We start from the raw sequence: 23,254 nt of genomic DNA, 5'->3' as shown, positions 1-23,254 counted from the left end.
GAAAAAATGCCTAATTATCGTTCGTTTACTACAACAAAAGGCCGTAATATGGCTGGAGCTAGAGCTCTTTGGAGAGCTACAGGTATGAATGATGAAGACTTTAACAAACCTATTATTGCTATAGTTAATTCTTTCTCAGAATTTGTTCCTGGCCATATACATTTACAAACATTAAGTAAAATTATTGCTACTGAAATTAAAAAAAATGGAGGAGTACCAAAAGAATTTAATACTATAGCAATAGATGATGGAATAGCTATGGGTCATAATGGTATGTTATATTCTTTACCTTCTAGAGAACTTATTGCTGATTCTATAGAGTATGTTATAAATGCACATTGTGTTGATTCTATGATTTGTATATCTAATTGTGATAAAATTACTCCAGGAATGTTAATGGCTAGTTTACGATTAAATATACCTACTGTATTTATATCTGGTGGTCCAATGGAAGCAGGAAAAATTAATATAAAAGGAACACAAAAAATTCAAAAGATTGATTTAGTAGATGCTATGGTTCAATCAGGAAAATTAGAACAATCTGATAAATATATAAAAGAAATAGAATTAAATGCTTGTCCAACTTGTGGTTCTTGTTCTGGAATGTTTACAGCTAATTCTATGAATTGTATAGTTGAAGCTTTAGGATTAGCTTTACCAGGAAATGGATCTTTATTATCTACTCATATAAATCGTAAAAAGTTATGTATAAAATCAGCACAAAAAATAGTAGAAATTACAAAAAAATATTATTTAAATAATGAAATTAGTTTTTTACCTAAAAACATTATTAATCAAAAAGCATTTGAAAATGCAACTATGTTAGATATTGCAATGGGTGGGTCAACAAATACAATATTGCATATGTTAGCATTATCACAAGAAACAAAAGTTTCATTTAATTTAAAAAAAATTGATCAATTATCAAAAAATACACCGTGGTTATGCATGATTTCTCCTAGTACAAATAAATTTTATATGGAAGATTTTCATAGAGCAGGTGGAGTAATAGGAATTTTAGGAGAATTAAATAAAATTAAGTTAATAAATAAAAGTGCTAAAAATATATTAGGATTAACAATTGAAGAAACTATTCATAAATATGATATTACTATTACAAAAAATATAAAAATTAAAAAATTTTACCAATCAGCTCCTGGTAATATAAAAACAATACACCCTTTTTCACAAAATAAAATGTGGCATAGTTTAGATCAAGATAGAAAAAAAGGGTGTATTCGTTCTTATAAATATGCATTTAGTAAAGATGGAGGATTAGCTGTTTTATATGGTAATCTTGCTAAAGATGGATGTGTTGTTAAAACTGCTAGTGTAAATAAAAAATTAATGATTTTTACAGGAAAAGCAAAAGTATTTGATAGTCAAGAATCTGCAATATATGCAATTTTAAATAAAAAAATTTTTCCTGGTGATGTTATTGTTATAAGGTATGAAGGTCCTAAAGGAGGACCAGGAATGCAAGAAATGTTATATCCGACATCTTATTTAAAATCAATGAAATTAGATAAATATTGTGCTTTAATTACAGATGGAAGATTTTCTGGAGGTACTTCTGGTTTATCTATAGGTCATATTTCTCCAGAAGCTGCAAATAAAGGAATTATAGCCTTGGTAAAAAATAATGACATTATTAAAATTAATATTCCAAATAGGTCTATAAAATTAGATATTTCATCTTCTATACTAAATAATAGAATTAATAAAGAAAAAAAAAGAGGTAAATTAGCATATACTCCTTTTTTAAAAAGAAAAAGAAAAGTTTCTTTTGCACTGAAAGCATATGCTTTTTGGGTAACTAGTGCAGATAAAGGTGCTGTAAGAGATAAAAATAAATTAGATTATAAATAAATTATAAATTAATATTTTAAAAAAAAATTTAAAATAATTTCATTATTAATTACAGTATAAATTTATAAATAAAAAATTTTAATTTAAAATATATATAATTTTTTAGTAAAGAATAAGATAATATTTATTAATATTTAATAAATATTTTTATTAAAAATATTTATTAAACTAATTAAATATTAATTTTATTAATAAAATATAGGATTATTAAATGAATAATTATTTTAATAATTTAAATTTTCGTAAAAAGTTAAAAACTTTACAAAAATGTAGATTAATGCAATTTGAAGAATTTGTAAATGGTATAAAATATTTAAAAAATAAAAAAATTGTTATTATAGGTTGTGGAGCTCAAGGATTAAATCAAGGATTAAATATGAGAGATTCTGGATTAAATATTTCATATGCATTAAAAACAGAATCAATAAAAAATAAAAATTTATCCTGGCAAAAAGCATATAATAATGGATTTAATATTGGTACTTATCAAGAATTAATACCTCATGCAGATTTAATTATTAATTTAACTCCTGATAATAAACATCATAATGTTTTAAAAAATATTAAACATTTAATAAAAAAAGGAGCAACATTAGGATATTCTCATGGATTCAATATTATTGAAGAAGGAGAAAAAATTCCAAAAAATATTACTGTAATTATGGTAGCTCCAAAATGTCCTGGTACTGAAGTAAGAGAAGAATTTAAAAGAGGATTTGGTGTACCAGCTTTAATTGCTATTCATCAAAATAATCCTAAAAATATAAATGGATTAAAAATAGCTAAATCATGGGCTTATGCAATTGGAAGTCATAAAGCTGGTGTACTAGAATCATCTTTTTCTGCTGAAGTAAAATCAGATTTAATGGGAGAACAAACAGTATTATGTGGAATACTACAAACAACATCTATTTTATTATTTGATAAATTATTAAAATTAAATATTAATGCATCATATGCTTCACAATTAATTCAATTTGGATGGGAATATATTACAGAAGCCTTAAAACAAGGAGGTATTAGTTTAATGATGGATAGATTAAATAATCTTAGTAAGATACATGCTTATGAATTATCATTAATTTTAAAAAAAAAATTAAAACCTTTATTTAAAATACATATTGATAATATTATTTCAGGAAATTTTTCAAAAGAACTTATAAAAGATTGGAATAATAATAATTATAATTTAATTAAATGGAGAAAAATATATAAAAATAATAATTTTGAAAAAATGAAAAATGATAAAAATAATAATATAAAAGAACAAGAATATTTTGATAAAGGTATTTTTATAATTGCTATTATTAAAAGTAGTGTCGAATTAGCATTTGAATTAATGATAGAATCAGGAATATCATCTGCATCAGCATATTATGAATCATTACATGAATTACCTTTAATTGCTAATACTATTGCAAGAAAAAAATTATATGAAATGAATAAAGTTATATCAGATACAGCTGAATACGGTAATTATTTATTTTCTAATAATGCTATTCCTTTATTAAAAAATTTTATAGATAATCTTACATCAGAAGATTTAGGTATTACAAAAATAAAAAATAAATTTATAAATAATAAATATTTACGTGATTTAAACCATGATATTAGAAATCATCCTATTGAAAAAATAGGTTATTTTTTAAGAAATTATATGATTCATATGAAATCTTTAGTTAATAATAAAAAATAAAATAAAAAATTTACTCTCTTTTCTTTTTTATAAGGAGAGTAATTTAATTTTAATATAAAATATTAATTTAACATTTTCCATTTAAAATTTATTTTATAAAATTTTAAAAATATTTTAAATTAATTAATAATTATATTTTTTATATAAAATTTTAATATAAAATATTTATATAAAAAAATAGTATAAATATATAATATTTTAAAATGTATTTTTATATAAATTATGGAGAATAAATTGAATAATACAGCCATAGTTTTAATGGAAGATGGAACTAAACTTTTAGGAAAATCTATAGGAGTTGATGGAATAGTTATAGGAGAAATAGTATTTAATACTGCAATTACTGGATATCAAGAAATAATTACTGACCCGTCTTATTATAAACAAATTATAACTTTTACATATCCTCACATTGGTAATGTTGGTACTAATTTAAAAGATAATGAATCATCAAAAATTTATTTAAAGGGCATTATTATTAATAATTTATCAAAAATATCAAGTAATTATCGTAGTACAGAAAATCTAGATATTTTTCTTAAAAAGAAAAATATTATTGCTATTGAAGGTATAGATACTAGATATTTAACAAAATTAATACGTGATAAAAAAATTACTAAAATAGGATTAATTGTTACTAAAAAAAATATTAATTATAAAAAAATTATTAAAAAAATTAATGCATATAAAGGATTACAAGGATTAAATTTAATTAAAAATATTACAACAAAAGAAAATTATTCTTGGGTTAAAGGAAATAAAAATATTAAAGTAATTAAAAATTATATATTTTCAATGCATATTGTAGTAATAGATTTTGGTGTAAAAAGAAGTATTTTAAAAATGTTTATTGATAGAAAATGTAAAATTACTGTTGTATCAGCGTTTACTAGTTATGAAAATATAATTTTATTAAATCCAGATGGTATTTTTTTATCTAATGGCCCAGGAGATCCTACTCCATGTCTTTCTATTATAAACACTATAAAAAAATTTTTAACAATAAATATTCCAATTTTTGGTGTTTGTTTTGGTCATCAAATATTAGCTATTGCAAGTGGAGCAAAAATTAAAAAAATGGATATAGGCCATCATGGAAGTAATCATCCTGTTAAAGATCTAAAAAATAATAAAGTATTGATTACAACTCAAAATCATGGATTTACTATTGATGAAAATAATATTCCTAAAAATTTAGAAATTACACATAAATCTCTATTTGATAACACTATACAAGGAATTCATTATATTAATAAACCTGCTTTTGGTTTTCAAGGACATCCTGAAGCTAGTCCTGGACCCCATGATGCATCTATTTTATTTGATTATTTTATAGAATTAATTCAAATTTATTGTATAAAAAAATATAAGAGATTATAAAATGCCAAAACGTACTGATATAAGAAATATTATGATTTTAGGATCTGGCCCAATTATTATTGGACAAGCTTGCGAATTTGATTATGCTGGTACTCAGGCATGTAAAGCTTTAAAAGAAGAAGGATATAATTTAATTTTAGTTAATTCTAATCCTGCTACTATTATGACTGATCCTGATATTGCTGATATTACATATATAGAACCTATGAACTGGGAAACTATTACTAAAATTATAGAAAAAGAAAAACCTGATGTAATTTTACCAACAATGGGTGGGCAAACAGCTTTAAATTGTATTTTAGATTTACATAAAAATAATATTTTAAATAAATTTAATGTAGAAACTATTGGAGTTTCAATAGAAACTATAAATAAAGCAGAAAATCGTTATTATTTTGCAAATATTATTAAAAAATTAGGATTTAATGTTCCTTCTTCTTTTATTGCTAAGAATATAAATGAAGCAAAACATAATATTAAAAAAATTGGTTTTCCATGTATTGTGAGACCATCATTTACTATGGGGGGAAGTGGAGGAGGAGTAGCAAATAATATAATTGAATTTGAAAAAATTTGTAAAAATGGATTAAATTTATCGCCTAATAATGAATTAATTATAGATGAATCATTAATAGGGTGGAAAGAATATGAAATGGAGATTATAAAAGATCAAAATGGTAATTCTATTATTATATGTTCTATTGAAAATTTAGATCCTATGGGTATACATACAGGAGATTCAATTACAGTAGCCCCTGCACAAACTTTATCTGATAAAGAATATCAAATAATGAGAAATGCTTCCATATTAATTATGGAGTCTATGGGTATTAAAGCAGGAGGAGCTAATGTACAATTTGCTGTCCATCCAAATACAGGTAAATTAATGGTAATTGAAATGAATCCTCGTGTTTCACGTTCATCTGCATTAGCATCTAAGGCTACAGGATTCCCAATTGCAAAAATATCTGCCAAACTTTCTATTGGTTATACATTAGATGAATTAAGAAATGATATAACAAATAATCGTATTACTGCTGCTTTTGAACCATCTATTGATTATATAGTAACTAAAATACCTAGATTTAATTTTGAAAAATTTCATAATGCTAATGATAGATTAACAACACAAATGAAATCTGTAGGAGAAATTATGTCTATAGGTAGATCTTTTCAAGAATCTATCCAAAAAGCATTATGTAGTTTAGAAATAGGAATTAATGGATTTAATCCTAAAACTGATTTAATCAAAAACAAAAAAAATTATAATTTAATTATAAAAGAACTAAAAAAACCAGGTCCTGATAGAATTAGATTTATTGCAGATGCTATAAGAATAGGTATGTCTATTAAAAAAATATATAATTATTCTAAAATAGATAAATGGTTTTTATTACAAATAGAAAATTTAATTAATATTGAAAATAAAATAATAATATTAGGTATAAAATATTTATATAATAAAGAATATTTTTTTAATTTAAAAAAAAAAGGATTTTCAGATGCTAGATTAGCTACATTATTAAATGTATCTGAAAAAAAAATAAGAACATTAAGATATAATTTAAATATACATCCAGTATATAAAAGAGTTGATACATGTGCTGCTGAATTTAAAACAAATACTGCTTATATATATTCAACTTATGAAAAAGAATGTGAAGCTAATCCTAGTAATAATAAAAAAAAAATTATAATTTTAGGTAGTGGACCTAATAGAATAGGTCAAGGTATTGAATTTGATTATTGTTGTGTACATGCATCAATAATATTACGTAAAAATAATTTTGAAACAATTATGATTAATTGTAATCCAGAAACCGTTTCTACTGATTATGATATTTCAGATCGTTTATATTTTGAACCTATTACTTTAGAAAATATATTAGAAATTATTAGAATAGAAAAACCTTTAGGAGTAATAATACAATATGGGGGACAAACTCCATTAAATTTAGCTAAAAAATTAGAAAAAGAAAATGTTAATATTATAGGTACTGATCCTAGATCTATAGATTTAGCTGAAGATAGAAAAAAATTTCAATATATTATTAATTTTTTAAAATTAAAACAATCTCAAAATTATATAGTAAAAAATTTAAATGAAGCTTTAATGAAAGCAAATATAATTGGTTTCCCAATAATAGTAAGACCTTCTTATGTTTTAGGAGGTAGATCTATGGAAATAGTATATAATGAAGAAAATTTAAAAAATTATTATTTATTAAATATACAGAATAATGTTCCTGTTTTATTAGAAAAATTTTTAAAAAATGCAATAGAAGTTGATGTAGATGCTATTTGTGATCGAGAAAATGTTTTTATAGGTGGGATTATGGAACATATTGAATATGTAGGAATTCATTCTGGAGATTCTGCTTGTTCATTTCCTACAAGAACTTTAAGTAAAAGTATTTTAAAAGAAATTAAAAATCAGACGAAAAAATTAGCTATTAAAATTAATGTATGTGGATTAATAAATATTCAATTTGCTATAAAAAATAAAGAAATTTATATAATAGAAGTTAATCCTAGAGCTTCTAGAACAGTTCCATTTATTTCTAAAGCAATAAATATACCATTAGCAAAAATGGGAGCATTAGTTATGATAGGTAAAACTTTATCAGATTTAAATCTTAGAAAAGAAATTATTCCACAATATTTTTCTGTAAAAGAAGTAATGTTACCTTTTAATAAATTTGATAATATAGACCCTATTTTAGGTCCTGAAATGAAATCTACAGGAGAAGTTATGGGTATAGGATTTTCTTTTGCTGAGGCATTTTATAAAGCAATGTTAGGTACTAAAGTTTTTATTAAAAATAAAGGTATTATATTAATTTCTGTACATAATCAAGATAAAAAATTAATTTTTCCAATAGTACAAAAATTAATAAATTATGGATTTAAAATTGAAGCTACATATGGAACTGCTGAATTTTTAAAAAAATTAAATTTATTAGTTAAAACAGTTAGAAAATCTACAGAAAAACAACCTAATGTAATTAACTTTATAAAAAATAAAAGATATACTTATATAATTAATACTGCAGAAAAAAAAGAATCTATTAATAATTCTAAATTAATTAGAATATTAGCTTTAAAAAATAATATTTATTATAATACAACTATTAATAGTGCTATAGCTACTATAGATTCTATAGGAGAAAATTTTCCAAAAAAAATATTTTCTTTACAAGAATTACATAAAAATTTTTTAAAACAAAAAAATTTTAAAATTTAAAAATAAATAATATTTTTGATAAAATCATATATTCAATAATATGAAAAAAATAAACATTAAAACAAAAAACTATAATTTAAATAAAATATTAAAAATTGATAATATAGATCATCTACAAATTATAAATATAAAAGGACCTGATAGTAAAAAATTTTTACAAAATCAATTAACCATCAATATTAATAAATTAGATAATAATTTAAATTTTTTTAATGCATTACATTGTAATTCTCAGGGTAAAATATTAACAAATATGCATATTTTTAAATATTCTGAAAATTATTATAAATATATTATTCAAAAAAATATATTAAAAAAATATTTAGAAGATATTAAAAAATATCTTTCATTTTATGATATAAAAATTTTTTTACATAAAAAAGAAAAAATTTTTGGATTATTTAATATAAAATATGAAAAATTTTTTTCTAAATTTTTTAGAAAAAATAATGTTTTTTCTACAAAAAAAACATTATTTTTTTATAAAAAAAATATTTTTTTAAAATTCTTTTTTTCTAAAAATTATTATTTTTTAATTTTATCAAAAAAAAATATTCAATTTTTTATTCAAGAATTTTATCCTGAAAAAATTATTTATTTTAAAAAAAATAATTTTTGGAATAAACTATATATGAAGATAGGTTATCCTATTATTGATATTAATGATAATTGTAATTTATTTTTTCCCCAACAAAGTAATATGATATCATTTCGTGCTATTGATTTAAATAAGGGTTGTTACTTAGGACAAGAAATAATTAATAATATCAATTTTAAAAATAAAAAAAATAAACAATTATTTTTATTAGAAGGAAAAGCAAAATTTTTACCATCATTTAATGATGTGTTAGAAATTAAAAAAAATAAATTTCAAAAATGGAAAATAATAAGAGGTAGTATTATTTTAAAATCACTAATAATAAAATTAAATTTAATATGGATACAAGTTATATTAAAAAATAATATTTTAAAAAATTCTTTAATTAGATTAAATAAAGACAAAAAAAGTATTTTTTCTATTATTAAAATTTTTGAATAATGAAAAGACATTTTTTAAATATATCGATTTATATTTTATTTTTAATTATATTTCAATGTTTTAAAATCATAAATATTTAAAATAAATATTATTCTTTCAATAATAAAGGGTTTGTACAAAAAAATGAAAAAAATAACTATTATTTTTATAATGATTATAATGAATATTTATAATATTGCTTATGCAGAATCTGATTTTAAAGATTATTGGTATTTTGGTTCTAAATTTGGTTTATCACAATATAATCATATTAAATTATTAGGGAAGGACATTGATGATAAAGAATATACTTTATTTAATAAAATAGGAAATGGATTATTTTTTGGTTATCAATCTAATAATTTTTTAGGATTTGAAATAGGTTTTGATTGGTTAGGTGCTGTTAAAAAAAATATTCAAGATAAAAATGAGAATACTATAAATTTTTTTGAATCTAAAGGTATTCAATTAACATCTAATGTTAGATATCCTATCTTTAAAAATGTATATTTATATAGTCGTTTAGGAGGTTTATTTACTAAATCTATTAATAAACAATATGATAAAAATAATTATAATAAAAATTTAGATAATATATATTATAATTTATCTCCATTAATGGTTTTAGGAGGAGAATATTTAATAAATAATAATTTTTCATCTAGGTTAGAATATCAATTTGCAGGTAAGATTGGAAATAAAGATTATGATGATTTAGGTCAGCAAACAAATAATTCTATGATTACTTTAAGTTTAATTTATAAATTTACTGATAAGTATCACTTACCTTCAATAAGAAATTTAATAAATAAAGCAAAAAATAATTATTATAATAATTATAGTAATAATAATATTCTATCTAAAACAAAAGTTTATTTTAATTCTAATAAAATTATTTTAGGTAAACAAAATAAAAAAAAATTAAATAAAGTTATAGAAAATAATATTAAAAATAATAATTTATCTAAAAATAATGATAATAAAATAATAATTTTAGGTCATTCTGATTATTTAGAAAAAGATAATAATAATTTTTTATCACAAAAAAGAGCACAAAAAATTGCTGAATATTTATCATTTAAAAATAAAGATTTAATTAAAAAAATAATTATTGTGAAAGGTTTAGGAAGTAATTTATCAATTAATAAAAATTGTTTAAAAATAAAAAATTATAAAATTTTAAAAAAATGTTTAGTTATAGATCGTTATGTAGAAATAAAAATTTTGAAAATTCCTAAAAAAATCATTAAAAAACATGTTTTTAATAAAAAATTATTTTTTATGAATAATCATCATAAAGGGTATAAATATAATTATGGTGATAATGATTATTTAAATAATGAAATACATAATTTTAAAAATAAATTATTTATATATAAACAATGTTTTAATATTATTTCAAAATTAGACCAAATGTATAAAATACAAAAAAATTTATATTTAATAAATAAATTTTTATATAAATCATAAATAAAAAATGCAGAAAATAAAAATATTTTCTGCATTTTTTATTTTTAATAAAAAATATAAAAATAATTAAATAATAAAATTAAAATGCCCGAAGGCGGAATTGAACCACCGACACGGGGATTTTCAGTCCACTGCTCTACCAACTGAGCTATTCGGGCATATATAAAAATATATTTTCATTATGCCAATATTTATAAGTAAACGTCAATATTTTTTATTAAAAAAATAATATAAAATATATAAATAAAATTTTTTTTATTTTTTTAATATTTTTAATTTTATAAAATAAAATTTTTTTTAAACAGGACTTGAAACATAGGTTATATGTCCTTATCTTTCAGTGCACATTATTCAAAATAAATTAATTTATAATAGTTAAACTTCTTAAAAGGAGAATTATTAAATGAATATTCGTCCATTACATGATCGTGTTATTGTAAGAAGAAAAGAAGTTGAATCTAAATCTTCAGGTGGAATTGTATTAACAGGTTCTGCTGCAGGAAAATCTACTAGAGGTGAAGTATTAGCAGTAGGGAAAGGACGTATATTAGATAATGGTGTCGTAAAACCATTAGATGTAAAAAAAGGTGATATAATCATATTTAATGATGGTTATAATGTTAAAACAGAAAAAATTGATGATGAAGAAGTTCTTATAATGTCTGAAAGTGATATTTTGGCTATTATTAAATAATAAAATTTGTCATTAAATAAATAAAATTATAGAAAATTTAATTAATTTAATATAAATAAATTTAAGGAATATTTAAAATGGCAGCTAAAGACGTAAAATTTGGTAATGATGCTCGTGTAAAAATGTTACGAGGTGTAAACGTACTTGCAGATGCAGTTAAAATTACTCTTGGACCAAAAGGTAGAAATGTAGTATTAGATAAATCATTTGGTGCACCTGCTATAACTAAAGATGGTGTAACAGTTGCTAGAGAAATAGAATTAGAAGATAAATTTGAAAATATGGGAGCACAAATGGTAAAAGAAGTTGCTTCCAAAGCTAATGATGTAGCAGGTGATGGTACAACTACAGCTAGTGTATTAGCACAATCTATTGTAAGCGAAGGGTTGAAAGCTGTTGCTGCTGGTATGAATCCTATGGATTTAAAAAGAGGAATAGACAAAGCTGTTATAGCTGCTGTAGAAGAATTAAAAGTAATTTCTGTACCTTGTTCTGATTCAAAATCTATAGCTCAAGTAGGAACTATTTCTGCAAATGCAGATGAAACTGTAGGAAATTTAATTGCGCAAGCTATGGAAAGAGTCGGAAAAGAAGGAGTTATTACAGTTGAAGAAGGTACAGGATTACAAGATGAATTAGATGTAGTTGAAGGAATGCAATTTGATAGAGGATATTTATCTCCTTATTTTATCAATAAAACAGAATCTGGCACTGTAGAACTTGATAATCCATATATACTTTTAGTTGATAAAAAACTTTCAAATATTAGAGAAATTTTACCTGTTTTAGAAATGGTTGCAAAATCAAGTAAATCTTTATTAATTATAGCTGAAGATGTTGATGGTGAAGCATTAGCTACATTAGTAGTTAATACTATGCGTGGTGTAGTAAAAGTAGCTGCTGTTAAAGCTCCAGGTTTTGGAGATCGTCGTAAGGCTATGTTACAAGATATTGCTATTCTTACAGGTGGTAATGTTATTTCAGAAGAAATAGGTCTAGAATTAGAAAAAACTACACTAGAAGATCTTGGACAAGCAAAAAAAATAATTATAAATAAAGATACAACAACAATTATAGATGGTATTGGTAAACAAAAAGATATTTCAGGTCGCGTTAATCAAATAAGACAACAAATAGATGAAGCAACTTCTGATTACGATCGTGAAAAACTTCAAGAAAGAGTAGCAAAATTAGCAGGTGGAGTAGCTGTATTAAAAGTTGGAGCTGCAACTGAAGTAGAAATGAAAGAAAAAAAAGCTCGAGTAGAAGATGCTTTACATGCTACTAGAGCTGCTGTAGAAGAAGGTGTTGTAGCAGGTGGAGGAGTAGCCTTAGTACGAGTAGCAGCTAAATTAATGAATTTAACTGGTCAAAATGAAGATCAGAATATGGGTATAAAAGTAGCTTTAAGAGCAATGGAAGCCCCTTTACGTCAAATAGTTTCTAATGCAGGAGAAGAACCATCAGTAATTGCAAATAATGTAAAAGATGGACATGGTAACTATGGATATAATGCTGCAAATGAAGAATATGGAGATATGATTAAGTTTGGTATTTTAGATCCTACTAAAGTTACAAGATCAGCATTACAATATTCAGCATCTGTAGCAGGACTTATGATTACAACAGAATGTATGGTTACAGATTTACCAAAAGATGAAAAATCAGAAATTTCAAATACACCACCAGGTGGTATGGGTGGCGGTATGGGTGGTATGATGTAATTCTTATTAAAGAATTTTTAAATTTGTTAAATAAATTTAAAATTATAGTTTTATTATTTTATTAATATATTAATATAAGCTGTGCAGTAATTTTAGGCACAGCTTTTTTTATGATAATATTTTAATTTTATATTTTTTTAAAAAATAAATTTTTTATTTTTTCCTCCATAACTTTCCTTAGTTAGTCTAGGAACTAAAAATCCTGATAGAGATGATGAAATTTTTTTCATAATTTTTTTAGCTTTATTTACAGAAACATTAAAATGTTTACTGCCTTCTATTTTATCTAAAAGATGTAAGTAATATGGAATTATTCCAATATTAAATAAATTGTTACTTAATTTAATTAAAATTTCATGATGATCATTTATATCTTTTAATAAGACACTTTGATTTAAAATAGTTATTCCTAACTCTTTTAAAGAGTTAATTTTTTCATATAATGTATTACTAATTTCATTCGGATGATTAATATGTGTAACTATTACAATATTAAATTTACATTTACTGAATATTTTTAATAAATTTATAGAGATTCTTTGGGGGATAATAGATATTATTCTAGTATGTATTCTTAATATTTTAATATGAGATATTTTTTTTATATCATTAATAAATGTATTTATTTTGTGATCATTTAAAACTAAAGGATCCCCTCCAGAAAAAATAATTTCATTAATTTCTAATTTTTTTTTTATATAATTAATAATTTTATGCCAATCACGTATTTTAATTGAATTAATCTGTTTAGTATTTTTTCGAAAACAATATCTACAATGTACTGCACAAATTCCTGTTAATAATATTAACACTCTATTTTTATATTTATGTATCATCCCAGGAATAATAAATTTTTCATTTAATGGGTTACTATTATATTTTTTACATTTTACTAATTCTTTTTTATTAAAAATAAATTGTAATAAAATTGGATCTTTAGAATTTTTCTTTTTTATTTTTTTTATAAAAGTTAAAGGTATTTTTACATTAAAAGGTATATTATTTTTTTTATATAGAAATTGATTACTATCTGTTTTTTTTATTTTTGTTATTTTCATAAGATCAATATTATTATTGATATTATTTGACAATTGTTTTAACCATAATTCTTTCATAAAATAGTTTTATTTTTATAAATATATATTATTATAAATTAATATTTTTTTAAAAAAAGATTTAAAATGGTAAATTACTATAGTAATAATTTTAAGATTGGGATGAAATTTATATTTTTAAATCAACCCTATATTATAGAATCTAGTGAATTTGTAAAACCTGGTAAGGGACAATCATTTGTAAGAATAAAAATGAGGAATTTAATTACTGAAAAATTAATTGATAAAACATTTAAATCTACTGATAATTTAAATACTGCAGATATTTTAGAAAAAAAATTACAATATTTATATAATGAAAAAAATTATTTTTATTATTTTATGAATAAAAATAATTTTGAACAAATTATGATTCATAGTAATATTATTGGGGATAAAAAAAAATGGTTGATTTCTCAATATGATTATACAATAACATTTTGGAATCAAATACCTATATTTTTAACATTACCTAATTTTATAAAATTAAAAGTAATAAATACAAGTTTAATTTTAAAAGGAGATACAATAAATAATAATAAACAAGCCATAATAAGTAATGGGGAAATAATAAAAGTTCCTGTTTTTATTAAAACAGGAGATATTATTAAAATTGATACAAGAAAAAAAAAATACATTTCTAGATATAAATAATAAAATATATAATTTTTAAAATAATATGAAAAAATTAAATTACTTAACTAGTGCTAGAACAAATGATTTAATTAAACGTAATTTTATAATTAAAAAAATAAGAAAATTTTTTGACGAAAAAAATTTTATTGAAGTAGAAACTCCTATATTAACTCAATTTGAAAATACAAATATTTATTTACAACAATTTAGTACAAATTTTATTAATAATAAAAATAAAAAAAAATTATTTTTAATTACTAGTCCTGAATTTCATATGAAGAGGATACTTGCATCTAAAATAAATCATTCAATTTATCAAATATGTCATAGTTTCCGTAATGGAGAATATGGAAAATATCATAACCCAGAATTTACTATGTTAGAATGGTATCATAAAAATTATGATTTAAAACAATTAATATTAGAAGTAAATAATTTTTTTATAAAATTTGGATTTAATAAACTTAAAAAATATTCATATAAAAAAATTTTTTTAAAATTTTTTAAAATAAATCCTTTTCATGTAAGTCAACAAAAATTATTTTTTTTATTAAAAAAAAAAGGATTTATAAACAAAAAATATAATTTTTATACTAAAGATAATTATGTACAAATATTATTTGATTTATATATTGTACCTAAACTAGGTTATATATCTCCGATATTAATATATAATTTTCCATCATCACAAAAAACTATGGAAACTATAAATATAAATAATAAAAATATAGCAAATAGATTTGAAGTATTTTTTAAAGGAGTTGAATTAGGTAACGGATTTCATGAATTAACTAATTATAAAGAACAAAAAAAAAGATTTGATGAAGATAATAATAAACGTAAATCAATAGGGTTACCTTTAAAGAAGGTTGATACTTATTTATTAAAAGCAATAAAATATGGTATACCAAATTGTTCAGGTATGGCTATAGGTCTAGATAGATTTATTATGTTTTTATTAAAAAAAAAATCTATTCATAAATCTATTAGTTTTTCTATAAAAAATTCTTAATATTTAAAATTTTTTTATACTAAATAATATAAGCTAATAATTCACCAATTTTAGTTTTTAATCCTTTTTTTAAAAGCGGGTTAAACTTAATTGTATTAGGTGGAAATAAAGTAATTACTGTTGAACCTATATTAAAATAACCCATTTCTTTCCCCTTTTTTAAAAAAATAAAATCTTTTTTATAAAAATTTTGGATATATGGCCAATTCCAGATTTGAATATTATTTTTTCTAGAAGAAATTACTGAACCATACCAAGAAGTATAAATACTTCCTACTATTTGAGCTCCAATTAAAATTTTTATCATAAGACCAAAAGATGTTTTAAATACAAAAATTACTCTTTCATTTAAAATGAATAAATTACATAAATTTTGAGATATTATATTATTAACAGGAAATAATTTACCAGGAATATATATCATTTTAAGTAAAAAACCATCATAAGACATATGTACTCTATGATAATCTTTAGGTGATAAATATACATTAATAAAATATCCATTAGTAAAAATTTTATTTATATTATTATTTTTACCTATAAGGTTATAAAGTGAATACTTACAACCTTTAAACTGAAAAATTTGATTTTTTTTTATAATACCTAATTCATTAATAGTACCATCAGTATTTTGAATAATATGATTTTTATTATTATCAATAGGTCTATTATCCATATTTAATTTTCTTATAAAAAATTTATTAAAAGTTTTATAATAAAAAATATTAGGATATTTTGTTTCTTTCATATTTATTTTATAAATTTTAATAAATAAAAATATTAAAGAAGTAGTTATTATACTAAGTTTTTTTTTTGAAATATAACCAAAAAAATTTGTGATTAATAATTGTGGTAATATATTTTGTATATATAAATATAATTTTTTTTTCATTTTATGAATAATTATTTTATTAATTATTTAAATATAATACAAAAAAACAATATATAATAATATTTAAAAATTTAAATTTTTTATAAAAAAATAAATATAAGGATATTATTTATGCAAATAAATAATAATTTAATATGGCTAGATTTAGAAATGACTGGTCTTAATCCTAGTAAAGATCGAATAATTGAAGTAGCTCTTCTTATTACTAATATTAATTTAAATATTATCAATAAAGGTATAGTTATTCCAATATATCAACCAGATAATATTTTAAATTCTATGAATTCATGGAATAAAAAAATACATAAAAAAACAGGTTTAATAAAAAAAATTAAAAGAAGTAAATTTAATGAAAAAAAAGCAGAAATATATATTTTAAAATTTTTAAAGTCATGGACTAATCCACAAAGTGCACCTTTATGTGGTAATAGTATTTACATAGATCGTATCTTTTTATATAATTATATGCCTAAAGTAGAGAAATATTTTCATTATCGTAATATTGATGTTAGTTCAATAAAAGAACTTATTAAAAGATGGAATCCTGAAATTTATAATAAATTAAAAAATAAAAAACATAAACATAGTGCTTTTTATGATATAAATGAATCTATAAATGAATTAAGAATGTATAAGAAATTTATTTTTAATAAATAAATAATATTTAAAATATATTGACAAATAAAAGTTAAATTTCATATTATAAAATAAATTATTTATAATTATATTTAGCGGGAATAGCTCAGTATGGTAGAGCACAACCTTGCCATGGTTGGGGTCGCGAGTTCGAATCTCGTTTCCCGCTCCATATAAAATATATATTAACAAAAATTTTTTTATTAATATTATATATAATGTCTATTAAAATCTTACCTAAAGATGTTATAAAAAGAATAGCTGCAGGAGAAGTAATAGATCGACCAGCTAATGTAATTAAAGAATTAATTGAAAATAGTATTGATGCTAAAGCATCACAAATAAATTTATGTATAAAAAATGGAGGTATAAAATATATTTATATAAATGATAATGGGATAGGAATGAATAAAAAAAATTTAGTCTTATGTATTAAGAAATATGCAACAAGTAAAATAAGTAATTTAAATGATTTAGATACATTTAAAAGTTTTGGTTTTAGAGGAGAGGCTTTAACTAGTATAAAAGCGATATCTAGAATGACTATTACATCTAAAACTTTAAAACAACAATTTGCCTGGCAATTATATACAGAAGGTTTTAATGAAAAAGTAATTTATTTAAAACCTATTTCTCATCCTATAGGAACAACTATAATTTTATCTGATCTTTTTTATAATTTCCCTGCAAGAAGATTATATCTCGCTAATGAAAGAATAGAATTTATTTATATTAAAAATATTATTAAAAAAATTATTTTAATGAAATTTGGAATAGGTATTCAATTTAAATATAATAATAAAATAATTTATAATTTTAAAAAAGTAACTGATAATTTTTCTTATTTAAATAGAATAAAAGTTATTTGTGGCAATAACTTTTTAAAAAATTCATTAGAAATAAATTCTACTTATAAAAAAGTAAAATTATATGGATGGATATATTTATCAAAAAAAAATAATTTGGCAAATACTTTATTTAAATATTTTTATGTTAATAATCGTATAGTATGTTCAAATTTTATTTATCGTATTATTAAAGAAATAATATATGGTCAATTTAATAATAATTATAATTTTTCTTTTATATTTTTTTTGAGAATAGAACCTAATCAAATTGATATAAATATACATCCTCAAAAAAAAAATATATCTTTTTACAATATACAAAAAATATATAATTTTATATTTAAAAATATTACAAAATTATTATTAAAGAATAATTTTGTAAATCAAAATACGGATTTAAAAGAAAATAATAAAAAAAATCAATTAAATTTGCAAATTTTAGAAAAACATTTTATTAAAAATAAACTTTCAATTACAAATCAAATATTGTTTGATAATGTAAAAAAAAAAAAACTAGTATATTTAAATAATATACCAGTTTTTAATTTTAAAAATTTTGGTAAATTTTTAACAATTTTAAAAAATACTTATATTATTATTGAAAAAAAAAATTTTTTATATTCTATTTTAATAAAAAAAATGATTTTTTTATTATTAAAAATAAAATTTAAATTTTATTTAAAAGATAAAAATATTATAAGTAGTGTAAAAACTAATATTAAAATAATAATAAATGAAAAAGAAAGCTTCATTTTATATAAAGTTAAAGTTTTTTTAAAAAAGTTAGGATTTAATTTTAAATTAAATAATAAAAATATTATTCACATATTATGTGTACCTATATTTTTATCATTTTATGATATAAAAGATTTTTTTTTAAATTTATTAAAATTTTTTTTTAATATAAAGAAAATTTCTTTAAATGAAATAGAAAAATGGATAATTAATTATATAATTAATATATATACATTATGGGATCCTTCTAAAATTATAAATTTATTAATGGAATTAGAATTATTAAAATTAGAAAATAAAAATATTTCAATAAAAAAATTATTTTGTATAATAAATATTTAATTTATAATATGACTAAAAAAAATAAAAAATTACCAATGGCTATTTTTTTAATGGGAACTACAGCATCTAAAAAAACTTATTTAGCAAATCGATTAGCAAAAAAATTACCTATTGAATTAATTAGTGTAGATTCTTCTTTAATTTATAAAAAATTAGATATAGGAACAGATAAACCAAAAAAAAATGATTTTTTTTATGAAAAACATTGGTTAATTGATATTAAAGAACCATATGAATCATATTCAGTTATGGAATTTTATAATGATGTTTTAATTATTATGGATAAAATTATTAAAAGAGGAAAAATTCCATTATTAGTTGGAGGAAGTATGTTTTATTACAAAAAATTAATTAATACTATTTCCCCTTCATTACCTGCATCTAATTTTAAAATACGTGAAATAATTACAAATAAAATAAAAAATAAATCATTTAAATCTTATCATGATATGTTAAAAACAATTGATATTGTATCTGCAAATAGAATTCATTGTAATGATATACAAAGAAATTTAAGAGCTTTAGAAATATTTTTTTTAACAGGAAAAACTTTGAGTGAATTACAAAAAATTCCAAGTATTAAAATTCCTTATAAAATATATCAATTTGGATTAACTTATTATAATAGAGAATTATTATATAAAAATATAGAAAATAGAATTTTTAAAATGTTAGAATTAGGTTTTGAAGAAGAAGTAAGAGAACTTATTCAAAAAAAATATTTAAAAATTAATTTTCCTGCCATTCGTTGCATTGGATATAAACAAATGTTTTTATATATTTTAAATAAAATTAATTATAAAGAAATGATACAGCAAACTACTATTGCAACACGTCATTTAGCAAAAAAACAATTAACTTGGTTACGTTATTGGAAAAATATATATTGGTTTGATAGTCATCATATTTATGATGCTTATGATTATATTGTAAAATTTATTAAAAAAAAATTAAATTAATTAAATTAATTAAAATTTTTTTTTATGATATATTTAATTTATCAATAATAATTATTAATTAATATGAAAGATATTATTTTCGGTATACATACTATTATTAATATTTTAAAAAAAAATCCTTTTTGTTTTAGAGAAATATTTATTTTAAATAGTAAAAAAAAATCTAATAAAATAAAAGAATTATTTTATTATATAAATAAATATAATATAAATGTGTATAAAGTAAATAAAAAATGGTTAGATAAAAAAACTAATAATAGTGTCCATCAAGGGATAATGGGAGTAATAAATATATCAAAATCTTTAAATGAAAAAGATATTTTAAAAATTATAAAAAAATCAAAAAATATATTTATTCTTATTTTAGATCGTATTACTGATATCCATAATTTAGGAGCATGTATTAGAAGTGCTGTTGCATTTAATGTTAATATAATTATTTTACCTAAACATCATTCTGTTAAAATAAATTCTATAGTAAAAAAAATATCTTGTGGAACATCAGAATATATACCTATAATTTTTGTAAAAAATTTAAAAAATACTATTAATATATTAAAAATTTATAAAATAAAAATTATTGGAGCAGATAATAATGAAACAAGTAATATTATTTATAATAGTAAATTAATATATCCAATATGTTTAATTATGGGATCTGAAGATAAGGGAATAAGATCCACTATTAAAAAAAATTGTGATTTATTAATTTCAATACCTATGTTTAATAATTTAAATTCTTTAAATGTTTCTGTAGCTACTGGAATCTGTTTGTTTGAAATAACTAGACAAAATTACATTTTTAATGTAAAAAATTAATTTTTTACTATTAATAATAGTATAATAAAATTTTTTAAAAAAATTAATTATTTAATAATTATTTTAATTTTTTAATCATATTTTTTAATATAAATTGGAAATTTATTATGAATAATCCTTTATTATCTGATTTCCTATTACCTCCTTTTGATCAAATAACTAATGATTGTATGATTCCTGCAGTTAAAATTACAATTGAAAATTCTAAAAAAAAAATTAATGAAATTTTAAATAAATATAAAAATAATTATAATTGGGAAAATTTCTGCCAAAAAATATTAGAATTAGATGAAAATTTATATCGTATTTTTTCACCTGTAAATCATTTAAATTATGTTTGTAATAATAACAAAATAAGAAAAAATTATGAAAATATTATTCAAATGATAAATAATTATAATATATGGATTAAACAGAATATACAATTATATAATGCTTATATAGAAGTGCAAAATAATCAAAATAATTTAAATTTTGATAAATTAAAAATTAAATCTATTAATGATATAATTCTTGATTTTAGATTTTCAGGAATTTTATTATCTCAAGAAAAGAAAAAAAAATATTCACAAATAATAACAAATATATTAAAATTACAAAATAATTTTAATAATAATATTTTTGATAGTACTCAGAAATTAGAAATAAATATTTTAAATAAAGAAGAATTAAATGGTGTACCTAATCATATAATGAATATTATGCATGAAAATGCTTTATTGAAAAATAAAAAAGGTTATCTAATTACCTTAGATGCCCCTATTTATTCAGCAATAATAACATTTACTAAAAATAATATTTTAAGAAAAAAAATATTTTATATGTATAATAAAAGGGCATCTTCTTTTGATTTTAATTCATCTAAATTTAATAATGAACCAATTATAATAAAAGAATTATCATTACGTTCACAATTATCAAAATTATTAGGATATAATTCTTATTCTGAACAATCTTTAGTATTGAAATCTGCAAAAAATATTAATAAAGTTCTTTCTTTTTTATATAAGTTAATAAAATTATCTAAAAAACAAGCAAAAAAAGAAGTTTTAAATTTAAAAAATTTTATTAAACAAAAATATAACTTAATAAATATTAATCCGTGGGATATACCCTTTTTTTCTGAAAAATATAAATTCTATTTATATGGAATAAATGACAATATTATTCGTCATTATTTTCCAATTAATATTGTCATGAAGGGTATGTTTAATATTGTTAATAAAATATATGGTTTAATTTTTAAAGAAAGAAAAGTACCAGTTTGGAATAAAAATGTTATTTTTTTTGATATTTTTGATTCTAATAATCAATTATGTGGTAGTATTTATTTTGATTTATATATTCGTTCAGAAAAAAGAAGTGGTGCTTGGATGGATATATGTCAATCAAGAATATTAAAAAAAAATAGGATACTACAATATCCAATAGCTTATGTTAATTGTAATTTTACACCTTCTATTAATAAAATTTTTTTACTTAATCATAATGAAGTTTTAACTTTATTTCATGAATTTGGACATGCTTTACATCATATTACATCAAAAATAAATATAGTAAATATTTCAGGAATTAATGGAATACCATTAGATATTGTAGAATTTCCTAGTCAATTTATGGAATATTGGTGTTGGGAATCTGAATCTTTAAAATTAATTTCTCAACATTATAAAAAAAAAAATAATATCCCAATAAATATAATGGATAAATTAATTTCATCTAAAAAATATAATTCGGCTTTATCTCTTATGCGTCAAATAGAATTAAGTTTATTTGATATAAGAATTCATAATGAATTTAATTTAAAAAAAAATAATCAAATTTCAGATTTAATAAAAGAAATAAGAAAAAATTTAATAACAATATCTCCTATTCCTATTTGGTATAAATATACTAACACATTTAATCATATATTTGGTGGAGAATATGCTGCAGGATATTATAGTTATTTATGGGCAGAACAATTAGCTGCAGATTCTTTTTTATATTTTAAAAAAAATGGATTATTTAATCTAAATATCGGAAAAAAATTTTTAAATAATTTTTTATCTTTAGGAAGTTCTGAAGAACCTCTTGTTTTATTTAAAAAATTTAGGGGTAAATCATTAAATATTAAATCTTTACTTATACAAAGAGGAATTAAAATATAATTAATTATTTTATAAAAAATTTTTTCTATATTTATA

Annotated in this window: 17 protein-coding genes and 2 tRNA genes; 16 read left to right on the top strand and 3 right to left on the bottom strand. The window is 20.0% G+C overall.

Annotated elements, in window-relative coordinates:
- The first annotated feature begins 6 nt into the window (after positions 1-6).
- The 6 genes from ilvD to GJU02_RS00895 all read left to right on the top strand — a co-directional run bounded on the left by ilvD (position 7) and on the right by GJU02_RS00895 (position 10,677).
- A complete protein-coding gene (ilvD, locus tag GJU02_RS00920; protein WP_168919225.1) occupies positions 7-1,869 on the top strand; it encodes a dihydroxy-acid dehydratase in 1,863 nt (620 codons plus the stop codon).
- 211 nt (positions 1,870-2,080) lie between these two features.
- Positions 2,081-3,565, top strand: a complete 1,485-nt coding sequence (gene ilvC, locus GJU02_RS00915; RefSeq protein ID WP_168919224.1) for a ketol-acid reductoisomerase — start codon at positions 2,081-2,083, stop codon at positions 3,563-3,565.
- Positions 3,566-3,799: 234 nt separating this feature from the next.
- Complete coding sequence (gene carA / locus GJU02_RS00910) at positions 3,800-4,945, top strand: glutamine-hydrolyzing carbamoyl-phosphate synthase small subunit (RefSeq protein ID WP_168919459.1); 1,146 nt, start codon at positions 3,800-3,802, stop codon at positions 4,943-4,945.
- Between the two features lies 1 nt (position 4,946).
- Positions 4,947-8,189: a carbamoyl-phosphate synthase large subunit gene (carB, locus tag GJU02_RS00905; RefSeq protein ID WP_168919223.1), complete on the top strand. Its 3,243-nt coding sequence runs from the start codon at positions 4,947-4,949 to the stop codon at positions 8,187-8,189.
- A gap of 40 nt (positions 8,190-8,229) precedes the next feature.
- Complete coding sequence (ygfZ, locus tag GJU02_RS00900) at positions 8,230-9,228, top strand: CAF17-like 4Fe-4S cluster assembly/insertion protein YgfZ (RefSeq protein ID WP_168919222.1); 999 nt, start codon at positions 8,230-8,232, stop codon at positions 9,226-9,228.
- A gap of 123 nt (positions 9,229-9,351) precedes the next feature.
- Positions 9,352-10,677 carry an OmpA family protein gene (locus GJU02_RS00895; protein ID WP_168919221.1) on the top strand — a complete coding sequence of 442 codons (1,326 nt, stop codon included), beginning with the start codon at positions 9,352-9,354 and terminating at the stop codon, positions 10,675-10,677.
- A gap of 85 nt (positions 10,678-10,762) precedes the next feature.
- Here the strand turns inward: GJU02_RS00895 and GJU02_RS00890 are convergent.
- Positions 10,763-10,835, bottom strand: a tRNA-Phe gene (locus tag GJU02_RS00890).
- 245 nt (positions 10,836-11,080) lie between these two features.
- On the opposite strand from GJU02_RS00890, the gene GJU02_RS00885 reads away from it, so the two are divergent.
- Together GJU02_RS00885 and groL are read left to right on the top strand one after the other, a co-directional pair.
- Positions 11,081-11,371, top strand: a complete 291-nt coding sequence (locus GJU02_RS00885; protein WP_168919220.1) for a co-chaperone GroES — start codon at positions 11,081-11,083, stop codon at positions 11,369-11,371.
- A gap of 77 nt (positions 11,372-11,448) precedes the next feature.
- Positions 11,449-13,095, top strand: a complete 1,647-nt coding sequence (gene groL / locus GJU02_RS00880) for a chaperonin GroEL (RefSeq protein ID WP_168919219.1) — start codon at positions 11,449-11,451, stop codon at positions 13,093-13,095.
- A gap of 137 nt (positions 13,096-13,232) precedes the next feature.
- Here groL and GJU02_RS00875 read toward each other — a convergent pair whose 3' ends face one another.
- Positions 13,233-14,210, bottom strand: a complete 978-nt coding sequence (locus GJU02_RS00875) for a KamA family radical SAM protein (protein ID WP_168919218.1) — start codon at positions 14,208-14,210, stop codon at positions 13,233-13,235.
- A gap of 66 nt (positions 14,211-14,276) precedes the next feature.
- Here GJU02_RS00875 and efp point away from each other — a divergent pair, with 66 nt between their 5' ends.
- Both efp and epmA read left to right on the top strand, forming a co-directional pair.
- Positions 14,277-14,843: an elongation factor P gene (gene efp / locus GJU02_RS00870; RefSeq protein ID WP_168919217.1), complete on the top strand. Its 567-nt coding sequence runs from the start codon at positions 14,277-14,279 to the stop codon at positions 14,841-14,843.
- A gap of 25 nt (positions 14,844-14,868) precedes the next feature.
- The gene (gene epmA / locus GJU02_RS00865) at positions 14,869-15,837 is read left to right on the top strand and encodes an elongation factor P--(R)-beta-lysine ligase (protein WP_168919216.1); all 969 of its coding nucleotides are present in this window, start codon (positions 14,869-14,871) and stop codon (positions 15,835-15,837) included.
- Between the two features lie 19 nt (positions 15,838-15,856).
- On the opposite strand, the gene asd is transcribed toward epmA, so the two are convergent.
- On the bottom strand, positions 15,857-16,729 hold the full coding sequence (gene asd / locus GJU02_RS00860; RefSeq protein ID WP_168919215.1) for an archaetidylserine decarboxylase: 873 nt from the start codon (positions 16,727-16,729) through the stop codon (positions 15,857-15,859).
- 111 nt (positions 16,730-16,840) lie between these two features.
- On the opposite strand from asd, the gene orn reads away from it, so the two are divergent.
- From orn to GJU02_RS00830, 6 genes are all read left to right on the top strand, one after another.
- Positions 16,841-17,386 carry an oligoribonuclease gene (orn, locus tag GJU02_RS00855; protein WP_168919214.1) on the top strand — a complete coding sequence of 182 codons (546 nt, stop codon included), beginning with the start codon at positions 16,841-16,843 and terminating at the stop codon, positions 17,384-17,386.
- Between the two features lie 74 nt (positions 17,387-17,460).
- Positions 17,461-17,537 (top strand) — tRNA-Gly (locus GJU02_RS00850).
- A gap of 46 nt (positions 17,538-17,583) precedes the next feature.
- Complete coding sequence (gene mutL, locus GJU02_RS00845; protein WP_168919213.1) at positions 17,584-19,290, top strand: DNA mismatch repair endonuclease MutL; 1,707 nt, start codon at positions 17,584-17,586, stop codon at positions 19,288-19,290.
- Between the two features lie 8 nt (positions 19,291-19,298).
- Positions 19,299-20,249 (top strand): tRNA (adenosine(37)-N6)-dimethylallyltransferase MiaA, encoded by a 951-nt coding sequence (gene miaA / locus GJU02_RS00840; RefSeq protein ID WP_168919212.1) that lies wholly within the window; start codon positions 19,299-19,301, stop codon positions 20,247-20,249.
- A gap of 63 nt (positions 20,250-20,312) precedes the next feature.
- Entirely contained in the window at positions 20,313-21,068 is a 756-nt protein-coding gene (rlmB, locus tag GJU02_RS00835) for a 23S rRNA (guanosine(2251)-2'-O)-methyltransferase RlmB (protein WP_168919211.1), read from the top strand.
- 107 nt (positions 21,069-21,175) lie between these two features.
- Entirely contained in the window at positions 21,176-23,218 is a 2,043-nt protein-coding gene (locus GJU02_RS00830; RefSeq protein WP_168919210.1) for a M3 family metallopeptidase, read from the top strand.
- Positions 23,219-23,254: the final 36 nt, after the last annotated feature.

Origin of the sequence: Enterobacteriaceae endosymbiont of Donacia thalassina (assembly GCF_012568245.1) — a bacterium.
Classification (GTDB): domain Bacteria; phylum Pseudomonadota; class Gammaproteobacteria; order Enterobacterales; family Enterobacteriaceae.
This window is presented reverse-complemented; position numbering and strand designations above follow the sequence as displayed.